The organism is Sphaerisporangium sp. NPDC049002, from assembly GCF_040649355.1.
Taxonomy (GTDB): domain Bacteria; phylum Actinomycetota; class Actinomycetes; order Streptosporangiales; family Streptosporangiaceae; genus Sphaerisporangium.
Window position 1 is genome coordinate 32,595 of the sequence record NZ_JBEZFH010000002.1, and the last position, 12,707, is coordinate 45,301.

Annotated in this window: 10 protein-coding genes; 3 read left to right on the top strand and 7 right to left on the bottom strand. The window is 70.8% G+C overall.

The window, feature by feature from the left end; all coding sequences use genetic code 11:
* Positions 1 to 7: 7 nt before the first annotated feature.
* Genes AB0B89_RS00830 through AB0B89_RS00840 form a run of 3 tightly spaced genes read right to left on the bottom strand, consistent with a single transcriptional unit; the run spans position 8 to position 2,696 of the window.
* Positions 8 to 589, bottom strand: a complete 582-nt coding sequence (locus AB0B89_RS00830; protein WP_358546106.1) for a hypothetical protein — start codon at positions 587 to 589, stop codon at positions 8 to 10.
* Complete coding sequence (locus tag AB0B89_RS00835) at positions 586 to 2,025, bottom strand: ATP-binding protein (protein WP_358546108.1); 1,440 nt, start codon at positions 2,023 to 2,025, stop codon at positions 586 to 588. Before AB0B89_RS00835 ends, AB0B89_RS00830 begins: the two co-directional genes overlap by 4 nt.
* Entirely contained in the window at positions 2,022 to 2,696 is a 675-nt protein-coding gene (locus AB0B89_RS00840) for a response regulator transcription factor (protein WP_248961623.1), read from the bottom strand. The genes AB0B89_RS00835 and AB0B89_RS00840 overlap by 4 nt, the downstream gene beginning before the upstream one ends.
* Before the next feature lie 279 nt (positions 2,697 to 2,975).
* Between AB0B89_RS00840 and AB0B89_RS00845 the strand changes: the two genes are divergently transcribed.
* The gene (locus AB0B89_RS00845; protein WP_358546112.1) at positions 2,976 to 3,710 is read left to right on the top strand and encodes a lytic transglycosylase domain-containing protein; all 735 of its coding nucleotides are present in this window, start codon (positions 2,976 to 2,978) and stop codon (positions 3,708 to 3,710) included.
* Between the two features lie 106 nt (positions 3,711 to 3,816).
* Positions 3,817 to 5,817, top strand: coding sequence for a glycosyltransferase family 2 protein (locus tag AB0B89_RS00850; RefSeq protein WP_358546114.1), 2,001 nt, complete (start codon positions 3,817 to 3,819; stop codon positions 5,815 to 5,817).
* Here AB0B89_RS00850 and AB0B89_RS00855 read toward each other — a convergent pair.
* The 4 genes from AB0B89_RS00855 to AB0B89_RS00870 form a co-directional block, all read right to left on the bottom strand.
* A complete protein-coding gene (locus AB0B89_RS00855; protein WP_358546117.1) occupies positions 5,790 to 7,202 on the bottom strand; it encodes a class II fumarate hydratase in 1,413 nt (470 codons plus the stop codon). The two genes, AB0B89_RS00850 and AB0B89_RS00855, sit on opposite strands and share 28 nt — an antisense overlap.
* Before the next feature lie 15 nt (positions 7,203 to 7,217).
* Complete coding sequence (locus AB0B89_RS00860; RefSeq protein WP_358546119.1) at positions 7,218 to 8,999, bottom strand: protein kinase; 1,782 nt, start codon at positions 8,997 to 8,999, stop codon at positions 7,218 to 7,220.
* A 45-nt stretch (positions 9,000 to 9,044) separates the two neighbouring features.
* Positions 9,045 to 10,265: a protein kinase gene (locus tag AB0B89_RS00865; RefSeq protein ID WP_358546122.1), complete on the bottom strand. Its 1,221-nt coding sequence runs from the start codon at positions 10,263 to 10,265 to the stop codon at positions 9,045 to 9,047.
* An 80-nt stretch (positions 10,266 to 10,345) separates the two neighbouring features.
* Positions 10,346 to 12,001 (bottom strand): fumarate hydratase, encoded by a 1,656-nt coding sequence (locus AB0B89_RS00870; protein WP_358546124.1) that lies wholly within the window; start codon positions 11,999 to 12,001, stop codon positions 10,346 to 10,348.
* Between the two features lie 206 nt (positions 12,002 to 12,207).
* Between AB0B89_RS00870 and AB0B89_RS00875 the strand changes: the two genes are divergently transcribed.
* Entirely contained in the window at positions 12,208 to 12,522 is a 315-nt protein-coding gene (locus tag AB0B89_RS00875) for a hypothetical protein (RefSeq protein WP_358546126.1), read from the top strand.
* Positions 12,523 to 12,707 lie beyond the last annotated feature (185 nt).

Genomic DNA, 12,707 nt, shown 5'->3' on the forward strand with positions numbered 1-12,707 from the left:
ATCGAGGTCACGGCGGGAGGTTGACGTTGGCCGCCGCGAGGTCGTGGTACTCGCGGCAGGTGTGCTCGCCCAGCGCCATCGGCCCCTTGGTCGTGGTCTGAGTGATCTTCACGGCCCAGATCTCCTCTCGCAGCCGCGCCGTGCAGGTGATCTGGGCGATCGCCGTCCTGCTGAGACGGCCGGGACCGTTCACTATCACGTGCAGCCGCAGGCCCACGGGGTTCTCCGGGTCGTTGCGGACCCCGCTGTCCACCCCGTACCGCCCGAGGACCGTCTGTTCGAGCCGGAACCCCTTCAGGGCGCTGCCGAGGCCGTCCCCCGACCGCTTGCCCACCTCGAACAGGGCCGTGATGACGTCCTGCGCCGCCGCGGAGGCGGTGGCGACGTTCTTGGGCGCGAGCCGCCCGTCACGGAGCAGATAGACGGTCGCGGCGGCGCCACGGGCGCTTATCACCGGAGCCGGCCCGACGTCGACGACGCCCGTCGGGTCCACGCCGCACGCCGTCGTCCCCGCCAGCGACACGGCCAGGGCCGGTACGGCGAGGCGCGCCAGGCGCCCGCCGCGTCGTAGGGCTCTCGGAAGTCTCATGGGTGCGGTATCCACAGGACGAACTGGGTTCCCGGGTCGCACAGCTCCACCTTGATGGTGCCGCCGTGCAGCTCGGCGTTGGCCTTGGCGATCGCGAGGCCGAGCCCGCTGCCCTCGCTGCGCGCCCGCCCCGCGCCCACCTTGTAGAAGCGCTCGAAGACGTGGGGCAGCGCCTGCTGGGGGATGCCCTTTCCCCGGTCGCGCACCTTCACCTCCAGGCCGTTGCGGAGCGCACGCGCGGTCGCCGTCACCGGGGGCGCGCCGTGGTGCAGGGCGTTGCCCATCAGGTTGGCGACGATCACGTCGAAGCGCCGGGGGTCGAGCGAGAACGACAGGCCGCGCGGGACGTCCAGGCGTACGCGGCCCGTCCATCCCCTGATCTCCAGGCAGTCGGCCAGCGCCTCGCCGACATCGACGTTCTCCCTGGTCAGCACGGCGACGCCGGAGTCCAGCCGGCTGGCCTCGATGAGGTGCTCCACCAGGACGCGCAGCCTGTTGATCTCGCGGACCACGAGGTCCACGGCCTTGCCCGCGTCCGGGGGAAGCCGTTCGGCCTCCTCGGTGAGCATGTCGGTCACGGCGGTCATCGCGGTGAGGGGAGTGCGCAGCTCGTGGGAGACGTCGGCCACGAACCGCCGGGACATCGCCTCCAGGGCGCGCAGCTCCGACACGGTCTGCTCCAGGGCGGAGGCCGTGTCGTTGAACGTCGCGGTCAGCCCGGCCAGCTCGTCACGGCCGTGTACGGGCAGGCGGGTGTCCAGTCGTCCCGCTCCCAGCGCGCGGGCGGCGTCGCCGAGCCTGCGCACCGGCAGCAGGACGCTGCGCGCGGACACCAGCGCGACGGTGAGCGCGATCGCCAGCGTGATCCCCCCGGCCTGGGTGAGCGCGGTGCGCAGCCGGGCGAGGACGCTGTCCTCCTCCTTCAGGGAGACGAACACGAAGACCGTCATGCCGGTCGGGCGGACCGCCCCGGTGCGGGTGAGCCGGTGGACCTGGGTACCGATCAGCAGCCAGGGCTGCTCCCTGATCAGCAGCCGCTCGCGGACCATGCGCGAGGCGGCCTGCCTGCGGAGCTCGGCCGGGACGTCGTCGAGCGCGAGGCTCGTGCCGGTGCTCAGCCGCTCCTGGTCGCCGTAGCGCAGTATCACCTGGCGGTCCGGGCCCCCGAGGGACTCGGCCAGGTTGGTGAGATCGCTCTCGGTGACCACCGCGTCGGTCGGCCAGAGCAGGTCACTGGTGCCGATGGGGAGGGATATGCGCTGGAGGACGTCCCGGACGTCGACGGTGGCGCTGCCCTCGACACGGTCGAGCAGCGCGCGGCGGACGAGCTGGTAGCCGATGCCCGCCACCAGGGCCGAGGCGGTCACCGCGACGAGGATGAAGGTGATGACCAGCCGGCCGCGCAGTCCGGTCGGGTGACGGCGGCCGAGGTTCACGGGGGACTGAAGCGGTATCCGAAGCCCCGCACGGTGTGGATGAACACCGGCTCGGCCGGCACGGGCTCGATCTTGGCGCGGATGCGCTGCACGCAGGCGTCGACCAGCCGGGAGTCGGCCACGTGGTTGTGGTCCCAGACCGCGCGCAGGAGGTAGCGGCGGTTGAGCACCTGGCCGGGGTGGCGTACGAGTTCGAGCAGCAGGCGCAGCTCGGTCGGCGTGAGGTGGATCTCGCGGTTGGCCAGGGTGACCTTCAGCGCGCCCCGGTCGACCACCAGGTCTCCGAAGCTGATCCGGTCGGCCGAAGCGGACTCAAGGCGGCGCAGGACGGCCCGGATGCGGGCGTCCAGCACGCGCGGCTCCACGGGCTTGACCACGTAGTCGTCCGCGCCGGCCTCCAGCCCGACCACCATGTCCAGGTCGTCGCCGCGCGCCGTGAGCAGGATGATCGGCAGGGAGTCGAGCCTGCGGATGCGGCGGCACACCTCCACGCCGTCGATTCCGGGCAGCATCACATCGAGGATGACGATCTCGGGGCGGCGGGCGCGCACGTGGTCGAGGGCCTCCTCGCCGGTCGCGTAGGCGGTGACGGAGTGACCCTGCCGCGTGAGTGCCAGCTCTAGCCCCGTCCTGACGGAGGGATCGTCTTCAACGAGAAGGATGCCGGCCACCCGGACATTATTGCCGAAACTCGCCTATCTCCTTCTCTGTCACAGAACTGTGACGTGGCACCGACGCGACCTCGACAGTAACGAAGCAGCCTGAGGGTGCTATCCGGCCGCCCTCCGGTGCGGGGGTCCGGAGGGCGGACCCCCCGGACCGTCGGTGTGACGAGAATCACATTGAGGTGGATAAGCGCACGTTACTCCCCGGTTAGGTCATGTGACCCCCAAAGAACTTTGACGTTTGGGTTGCGAACCACCCCCTATGTCACGGCAAGCTCATAGGCCGTGAGCTCAGGTCAGCAGTTGCGGGACAGGCGAAGCAGGCGGGACGAAGAACACGCCTCGTCGCCGCGTGGTCAGGCCCGTAAGCGGGGCGAACGCCGGTCATGGCTGACACCCAAGCGGGTGATCGGCGTCGGGCTGTCCCTGGCGGCGGTCGCGGCGCTCGGCGTCTTCGTGGTCAAGACCGTCAAGGAGAACGAGGCGGCCTCGTCCACCCCTCTGACGCTCGACGACCTGATGCGGGTGAACGACCCGTTCGCGCCCGACCCCAAGACCGACGCGCTGAAGGCCGTCGCCGCTCAGGCGCAGCGGGCATACGACATCAAGAACGCCCGTAAGAAGGCCGCGGCGGGCTTCGACCCCGTGAAGATCGTCAAGAAGGCGCCCGGGGGCGAGGGCTTCACCCCGCAGGCATTCCCGCCCGGCTCCAAGCCCAACCCCGGCAGCAACAAGGCGCTCGGCCAGAAGATGGCCGCCGCGCGAGGCTGGTCAGGCGAGTGGGGATGCCTGGAGAAGCTGTGGGACAGGGAAAGCCACTGGAACGAGCGGGCCATGAACCGCAGCAGTGGCGCCTACGGCATCCCGCAGGCCCTGCCCGGCAGCAAGATGGCCAGCGCGGGCGGCGACTGGCAGGTCAACGCGGCCACCCAGATCGAGTGGGGTCTCGGCTACATCGCGGCCCGCTACAAGACCCCCTGCGGCGCGTGGGGGCACTCCCAGGCGACCGGCTGGTACTGAGCCTTTTCTTCGCCGTCACCGGACAGCGCGAACTCTTGGTCAGGGTTGTTTGACGTTTCGGCAAGCCTGACCGCGTCCCGGCGGTGCGCGCCCCACCCTTGCCCACATGGGTGTCAAGGTCAGCGTGGTGGTGCCGGTATCAGAGCCAGGCCCGGACGATGACGCGTTCGACGCGTGCGTACGTTCGCTGCTGGAGCAGTCGATGCCGTCGGACGAGTATGAAGTGATCTTCGCCGACGACAGGTCGGGGGACGGCACGCGGGAGCGGCTCGACGCCGTGGCCGCCGTCCGGCCCAACGTCAGGGTCCTGCACCTGGAGCACACCGGCTCGCCCGCGCGCGGGCGCAACGTGGGCCTGGCCGTGGCCCAGGGCGAGTACGTCTACCTTCTCGGCCAGCGCGACCGGCTGGAGCGCGTGGCGCTGGAGATGATGTACCGCTTCGCCGTGGAGACCGACGCCGATGTGCTGATCGGACGGCTGGTCACCGGGGACCAGCCGCCGCCGAGGGCCTTCACCCGCAACCGCGAGCGCGCCGACGTGCTGCGCGACCGCCTCCTCGGGCTGCCGACGGCGCACAAGCTGTTCCGCCGCGCCTTCCTCGACACGCGCGAGATCCGCTTCGCCGACCTCGATCCCGAGCTGTCGGAGCAGGCGTTCGTCGTCAAGGCGTACCTGACCGCGAAGGTCGTCGCGGTCCTCGCCGACCACATCTGCTGCCACGTCGCCCCCACCCCGGACCGCCTGGTGGACCCGGGCGCCCACGCCGCGGGGATCCGGGCGATCCTCGACATCATCGACGCCCACAGCGACCCGGGGGACCAGCGTGACCGGCTGTACGCCCACTGGTTCCGCACGGGCGTGCTGCGCATGCTGGGCGGGCGACGACTCCTGTCCCCACGCCAGGACCAGCGCGTGGCGCTCTTCGCGGAGATGCGCGCGCTGACCGCCGAGCGGTTCCGCGAGGAGCTGGATCGCCATCTGCCGGTCCATATGCGCGCCCGGGCGGTTCTGGTCCGATCGGGCGAGCTGGGGCGCCTGGTCGCCCTCAGCGAGGCTTCCAGGGGTACGTCCGTGCGCGCGGAGCTCCGGGAGGTGCGCTGGGAGGAAGGTGTCCTGCTCATGGACCTGGCCGTGGAGATCGTCGACGCCGAGGGGGCGCCGATGACCTTCAGGGCCGAGGACGACCGCCTCCACTGGACGCCCCCGCTCGACGGCCTCGTCCTGCCGCCGGAGCTGACCGACGTGACCGATGCGGTGGCCCGGGCCCGGATGGAGGTCTACATCCGCCACATGGACAGCGGGCTGATCTTCTTCCTTCCGGTGGCCGGCGAGGTGTGCCGGTCGCAGGAAGGGGACAGGGTCCGCGTCTGGGCCGTCGGACGGGCCGGGCTGGACGTGGGCACGGCCGCGCTCGGACGTGCACTCCGTCCGGGCGAGTGGGAGGTGCACGTCCGCATGCACAGCGGCGCGCAGCAGGCCCGCGCCCGGGTCGCGGGACACCGGGGCGCCCAGCTGAGCTGCGTCGGCGTGCTCGCCGGGCACCCGCACAAGCTGATCATCCCCTGCTGGTCCGACCAGAGGGAGCTGAGCGTGTGCGTGGAGCCCCGGTCGTTCTCCGAGTCGATCGTGCTCGTCTCGCCGGGGGCCTCGGTCACCCACCGTGAAGGGAACGTGTTCGTCGTCCTTCCCGTCCCGTACGTGCCGCCGAGCGGGGGCCCTCCTGCGGAGCTGGTGCTGCGGCACATCGCGAGCCGGAGCCGGGTCATCGCGGTCCCCGCGCTCGTCGAGCCGGGGGTGCCGGGCCGCTTCCCCGGCCAGCTCGTCGCCAAGGTCCCGGTACGCCGGTTCCCCGGCGAGGGGCACATCGCCCCCGGCCTGTGGACGCCGCGCCTGCGCGTCGACGGCAAGGAGGTCGACCTGCGGTTCGTCCTTGAGATGGGCAGGGGAGGAAGGGCGAGGATCCAGGCCTCGGGAGAGCCCGGCATGCTCTCGGCCCGGCGCTCGATCCTCGGCAGGCTCGCCACCCACGTCCCCGGCGGCCGATACGCCGTCCGCCTCGCCCACGCCGTCCAGCAGCGCTACCTCCCCTCACCACCCCCGGGCTGACCTGGGGAGGTCATGGCGAGGACGTCCAGGGCGGCGTCGAGTTGCTCTTCGGTGAGCTTGCCGGAGGCCACGTGGCCGCGTTCGATCACGACCTCCTTGATGGTCTTGCGCTCCTTGAGCGACTGCTTGGCGATGCTCGCCGCCTCCTCGTACCCGAGGACGCGGTTGAGCGGGGTCACGATCGACGGGGAGGACTCGGCGTACTCCCGCAGCCGGTCGGTGTTGGCGGTGATCCGGTGGACGCACCTGTCGGCGAGCAGCCGTGACACGCTTGCCAGCAGGCGGATCGACTCCAGCACGTTGCGCGCGATGACCGGCATCATCACGTTGAGCTCGAAGCTCCCGGACGCCCCGGCGAAGGTCACCGCCGCGTCGTTCCCGATGACCTGGGCCGCCACCATGGTCACCGCTTCGGGGACGACCGGGTTGACCTTTCCCGGCATGATCGAGGAGCCGGGCTGGAGGTCGGGGAGGTTGATCTCGCCCAGGCCCGCCCGCGGCCCCGACCCCATCCAGCGCAGGTCGTTGGCGATCTTGTTGAGGGACACGGCGACCACGCGGAGCTGGCCGGACAGCTCCACGAGCGCGTCACGGGCGCCCTGGGCCTCGAAGTGGTCGCGGGCCTCGGTGAACGGCAGCTCGGTGGCCTCCCTGAGCTTCTGGACGACCGCCTGGGCGAACCCGGGCGGCGTGTTGACGCCCGTGCCCACCGCCGTGCCGCCCAGGGGCAGCTCGGCGACCCGGGGCGCCGTCGCGCGCAGCCGCGCGATGCCGTTCTCCACCTGCGTGGCGTAGCCGCCGAACTCCTGGCCCAGCGTCACCGGTGTGGCGTCCATCAGGTGGGTGCGCCCCGCCTTGACCGTCTTCGAGAACACGTCGGCCTTCTGGCGCAGCGAGATGGCCAGGTGGTCGAGCGCCGGGATCAGCTCGTACGCGACGTCCACCATCGCCGCCACGTGGATCGACGACGGGAACACGTCGTTGGACGACTGCGAGGCGTTGACGTGGTCGTTCGGATGCACCGGGCGGCCGAGCCGCTTCTCGGCGAGCGTGGCGATCACCTCGTTGGCGTTCATGTTGGACGAGGTGCCGGAACCGGTCTGGAAGACGTCGATCGGGAACTCGTCGTTCCACTCGCCCTCGGCGACGTCGGTGGCCGCCTCGGAGATGGCCTCGGCCATGTCGGCGGGAAGGACGCCCAGCTCGCCGTTCACCTCCGCCGCCACGGCCTTGATCAGTCCGAGCGCCGCTATGTGGGCCGGTTCGAGCCCGCGCCCCGAAATCGGGAAGTTCTCTACGGCGCGCTGCGTCTGCGCCCGCCACTTGGCCGACGCGGGAACGCGTACGTCGCCCATCGAGTCATGTTCGATCCGGAAATCCTCCATGACTCCAGTTTTGCTCTACGAGCCGCCGGATGTGTCCCCGCGGGCGGGCTGGAATGACCGGAATGAGGAGAGGACCACTCCGAACTGTGACCGGTTGGCGTGCACGGTGGAGGCGGTGACGCTCCCGCCCGGCCGCTGCCCGCCCGGCGCCTTCGCCCCCGCCGGGTCGGTGGAGCCGCTGCTCGACACCGCGGCGGCCACGAGCATCACGATGGCCGCCAGCCCGAGCAGGGCCACGGCGACCAGGATGATCATCCCGGTGGGGCTGCTGCCCCGGGGCGGCGCGGTGCCCTGGAAGGCGAACAGGTCGGTCCCCAGCCCGTTCTCGGGGGTGGGCCGATCGGCCCAGGCGCCCGCCTCGCTCGCCGTCCCCCGAGGACCATGTGCCGCTTCCTGGGGGGAGAGCGTTCCGGCGGCGAGCCCGGTCGCCGCAGACGACATGGCCGCCGCCGGCCGTACGGGCGGGACGGGGGAGGCGTGAGGCGCCGGCCGGGCCGGTGGCGCGGGAGGCGCCTGAGGGGCGGCGGCCGGCATCGAGGGAAGCCGCCCGACCGTGGTCGCCTGGCCGTCCTCGTCGGAGGGAGCGCCCGGGGAGGGCTGGACCCCGGGGATGCGCAGGCCCCCCTTGGGACGGATGACCGTCATCGTCTGATCCGGATCGACGTCCGGCCAGGAGCCGGCGTCCGGCTCGGGGACGCTGCCGACTTTCCGAGCGCTGTCGCCTTTCTGAGCGCTGGGGGGCTTCTGTGCGGCGGCGGGCTTCGGGGTGGTGGGCTTCTGGGCGGTGGGGATTTCCTGCGTGGCGGCGGCTTCCCGGGCCGTGGCGGGTTCCCGAGGGACGGCCGGTTCCGGGGCCGTGGTGGGCTGGGCTTTCGGGGCCGTGGCCGGCTGAGGGGATGCGGCTGGCTGAGGGGATGCGGCCGGCTGGGGGGATGCGGCCGGCTGGGGGGACACGGTCGCGGCGGCCTTGGCGGAGCGGGTCCTGGCGACCGCGCGGAGCCTGGAGACCGCCTGGTCGTGCGTGAGGCGCCTGGTGTGGTCCTTCTCCAGCAGGGCTTCGAGCGTGGGGCGGAGTGGTCCGGCCTGGGTGGCGGGGTCGGCCTGCTCGGTCATCAGCGCGGCCAGCGTTTCGCCGACCGAGTCGCGCTCGTACGCGGGCCGCCCCTCGACCGCGAAGTACAGCGTCGCGCCGAGCGACCACAGGTCGGACTCGGGGCCGGTGTGGTCTCCCCGGGCCCGCTCGGGGGCCGTGTAGCCGGGTGAGCCGATCACCATGCCCGTCTTGGTGATGTTGCTGTCGCCCGCCGCCTTGGCGATGCCGAAGTCGGTGAGCACCACGCGGCCCGTGTCGGTCAGGAGCACGTTGCCTGGCTTGACGTCACGGTGCAGGATGCCCTGGTCGTGCGCGGCGCGCAGCGCTCCCAGCAGGTCGAGGCCGATCTCGGCGACGAGCCGGGGCGGCAGGGGCCCCTCCTCGTCGATCACCTGCTCCAGGGACCTGGCCTCGACCAGCTCCATGACGATCCACGGGCTGCCGTCGACCACGATGGCGTCATGGACGGTGGCCACGGAGGGATGGGCGATCTTGGCAGCGATGCGACCCTCGCGGATCATGCGTTCGCGCAGCTCGTCGCGTTGCTCCTTGCTCAGCCCCGAGTCCTGGCGGATCTCCTTGACGGCCACGTCGCGGCCGAGGAGGCGGTCGTGAGCGCGCCAGACAGTGCCCATCGTCCCCCTGCCCAGGGGGATGATCAGCTCGTATCTGTCGGCGAGCAGCCGCCTCTGCTGTTCCGGCATGAGTAAGAAGATAGCGACAGTGCCTTGAGAATTGCTTTCGCATCACTAACGCATATTTTTTGGCCAGAAGCGGCGAGGCAGGACCATACGCACGATTTCGGACAACTGGCGCATCACCTGGTTCACCTCGGGGTTCGAGGGAGCCCGGCGGCGGCCCGGCGCGGGGTCAGGCGATTTGCGGTGCACCCCCTCGGTCGCCCTGCGGGGCACACGAGGTTGCGGCACGGGGCCGGGGTCGCGGGGCGGGAGGTAGACGGGCCGGGCCTCGGGCCTGGCGTCCGCCCGGTGCTGGCCCCGGTGGGGCGAGGGCCTGCGGGGAGCCGGGGGCGACGACGACAGGGCGCCCCTCGCGGCGTGAGGCGGGGGCGGCAGGCCGCCCGTCGCGGTCGCGGGCTGCTGGCGGGTGGTGGTGCGGTGGGCGGGACCTCCGAGCGGTTCCTCAGCCGAGCCGCCGGCCGCCACGCGGGCGAGCATGAGGGAGGCGCGCATGCCGTCGAGCCGGGCGTCGGGGTCGATCTGGAGCAGGCCGCGCAGGATGGGGGCGAGCGGCCCGGCCCTGTCCATCGGGATGGGCTCGCCGCTCGTGAGCGCGGCCAGCGCCGCCGCGGCCGTACGCCTGCCGTGGAGGCCGCGGCCCTCGACGGCGGTGTACAACGTGGCGCCGAACGACCACAGGTCGGCGCCGGGGCTGGCCTTGTCGCCGAGGACGCGCTCGGGGGCGATGTAGCCGGCCGAGCCGAGCACGATGCCGGCCTGTGTGATCGACGCGTCGCCTTCGAGGGCGGCCAGGCCGAAGTCGGTGAGCACCGCGCGGTCCTCGGTCACCAGCACGTTGCTGGGCTTCACGTCACGGTGCAGGATGCCCTTGCCGTGCACGGCCCGCAGCGCGCCGAGCACCTGGCGGCCGATCTCGGCCACGCGGCGAGGGGGAAGCGGCCCCTCCTCCTTGACCAGGTCTTCCAGCGATCGGGCGTGCAGGAGCTCCATGACGATCCAGGGGCGGTCGTCCTCGGTCACGACGTCGAAGACGGTGATCACAGAGGGGTGGGCCACCATGGCGGTCGCGCGCGCCTCGCGCTCGGTCCTGGCGCAGAGCTCGGCCCGGAGCTCCTCGTCGAGGACCAGCGGGAGGCGCACCTCCTTGACAGCCACGTCACGGTCGAGAAGGTCGTCGTGCGCGCGCCAGACGGTGCCCATGCCGCCGCGGCCGACCGGCTCTACGAGCCGGTAACGCGAGGCAAGCTCGTATCCGGACGGGGCGCGCATGGGTGGCAGCTTACCGATTTGTTTATCGCCGCCTGTAGAGGCCATGCCGATTCTCTGTTGAGATCTTCCGTCAGATTCAGTCAGATTCGGCGACCGATAGTGAGCACGGGACCACTCGTGTCCTCGAAGAAGTCGGCGCCCTTGTCGTCGACCACGATGAACGCGGGGAAGTCCTCCACTTCGATCTTCCAGACGGCCTCCATGCCGAGCTCCGCGTATTCGAGGACCTCCACCTTCCTGATGCAGTCCTGCGCGAGCCGGGCCGCCGGGCCGCCGATCGAGCCGAGGTAGAAGCCGCCGTACTTCTGGCAGGCCTCGGTGACCTGCTTGGAGCGGTTGCCTTTGGCCAGCATCAGCAAGGACCCGCCCTCGGCCTGGAAGCGCTCGACGTAGGAGTCCATGCGTCCGGCGGTCGTCGGGCCGAAGGATCCCGAGGCGTACCCCTCGGGCGTCTTGGCCGGTCCGGCGTAGTAGACGGCGTGGTCCTTCAGGTACTGCGGCATCTCCTCGCCGGCGTCGAGCCGTTCGGCGATCTTGGCGTGCGCGATGTCACGGGCGACGACGAGCGGGCCGGTCAGCGAGAGCCGGGTCTTCACGGGGTAGCGCGTGAGCTCGGCGAGGATCTCGCTCATGGGCCGGTTGAGATCGATGGAGACCACGTCGTCCGAGAGGTGCTCGTCGGTCGTCTCGGGCAGGAAGCGCGCCGGGTCGGTCTCCAGCTTCTCCAGGAAGACGCCCTCCGGCGTGATCTTGGCGAGGGCCTGCCGGTCGGCGCTGCACGAGACGGCGATCGCGACCGGGCACGATGCGCCGTGCCTCGGGAGCCGGATCACCCGCACGTCGTGGCAGAAGTACTTCCCGCCGAACTGCGCGCCGATGCCGAGCTTCTGGGTGAGCTCGAAGACCTTCTTCTCCAGTTCCATGTCGCGGAAGCCGTGCCCGGAGGGCGAGCCCTCGGTGGGGATCGTGTCGAGGTAGCGCGCGGAGGCGTACTTCGCGGTCTTCAGCGCGAACTCGGCGCTGGTGCCGCCCACGACCACCGCCAGGTGGTACGGGGGGCACGCGGCGGTGCCGAGGGAGCGGATCTTCTCCTCCAGGAACCGGAGCATCCGCTTCTCGTTCAGTACGGCCTTGGTCTCCTGGTAGAGGAAGGACTTGTTGGCGCTGCCGCCGCCCTTGGCCATGAACAGCAGCTTGTACTCGTCAGGGTGGCCGTGGGGGTCCTCGGCGTAGAGCTCGATCTGGGCCGGGAGGTTGCTGCCGGTGTTCTTCTCGTCCCACATGGTCAGCGGGGCCATCTGGGAGTACCGGAGGTTCAGCTCGGTGTAGGCGTCGTACACGCCTCGCGAGATGTGCTCGGGGTCGGCGCCGTCGGTCAGCACGTGGCGGCCGCGCTTGCCCATCACGATCGCGGTGCCGGTGTCCTGGCACATGGGGAGCACGCCGCCGGCCGAGATACTCGCGTTCTTGAGCAGGTCGAGCGCCACGAACCTGTCGTTGCCGCTCGACTCGGGGTCATCGATGATCTTGCGGAGCTGGGCGAGGTGGGACGACCGCAGGTAGTGGGAAATATCGTGGATCGCGGTCTTGGTCAGAAGGCGCAGCGCCTCCGGGTCCACTTCCAGGAACGTACGGCCCGCCGCCTCGACCTTCCGCACCCCCTCAGCCGTGACCAGACGGTATTCCGTCTCATCGGGGCCCATCGGAAGCAGGTCGGTGTAGTCGAACTCGGGCATCGCCTGTGCTCCTCCGTATCCGTGGCGCGCTCGCCGCCGTCCTGTGCAGGGTACGGCTCCCTGTGACGTCCTCCTGACGCGGGGCTGTACACGATTGGGCGAACCTTGGGGCAGACGTGACGTCCCCGCGTCACCTATGAGCCGAATGCGTGTGTATGTGCGTTCGATACTGGAAGTACGCACGAAATCCGATATCGGGGGAAATCATGGATCCGGGCAACGTCGTGGTGGTGGTCCTCGGAGTGATAGTGGTCGCGTCCGCCTTGGGGGTCGCGCTCGTCACCATCGTTCTGTGCGGCATCAGGGGCGAGAACGCCCAATGGCCGGTGACCCCCGACACGAGGCGAGCCCCGCATGAACCCGAGATCACCGGCGCGGAAGCGCGCGCCGCAGGGATCAAGGGTTCTCATGAAGAGGACCACCCCGAGTGGACCGGCCGCGAGCTGGCGGGCGACGACCTCCGGCCGGTCGGCACCCACGACGAGAAGCACGCCGTCCCGGGACGGGCACGATGGTGGTGACCCCCCCGCCCACGCGAGCCCGGACCTTCCCGCGGAACGTCCGGGCTCATTCATGTCCGGTCCTGCACGTCCTGCCCAGGCTGCGGCTCACGACGTCGCCAAGACCATAGTTCGTCTGAATGTCAGGACATATTCTTGACGCCGGGCATTCTGATACCTAGAACTGTGGACGGGTCGTCGTCAGC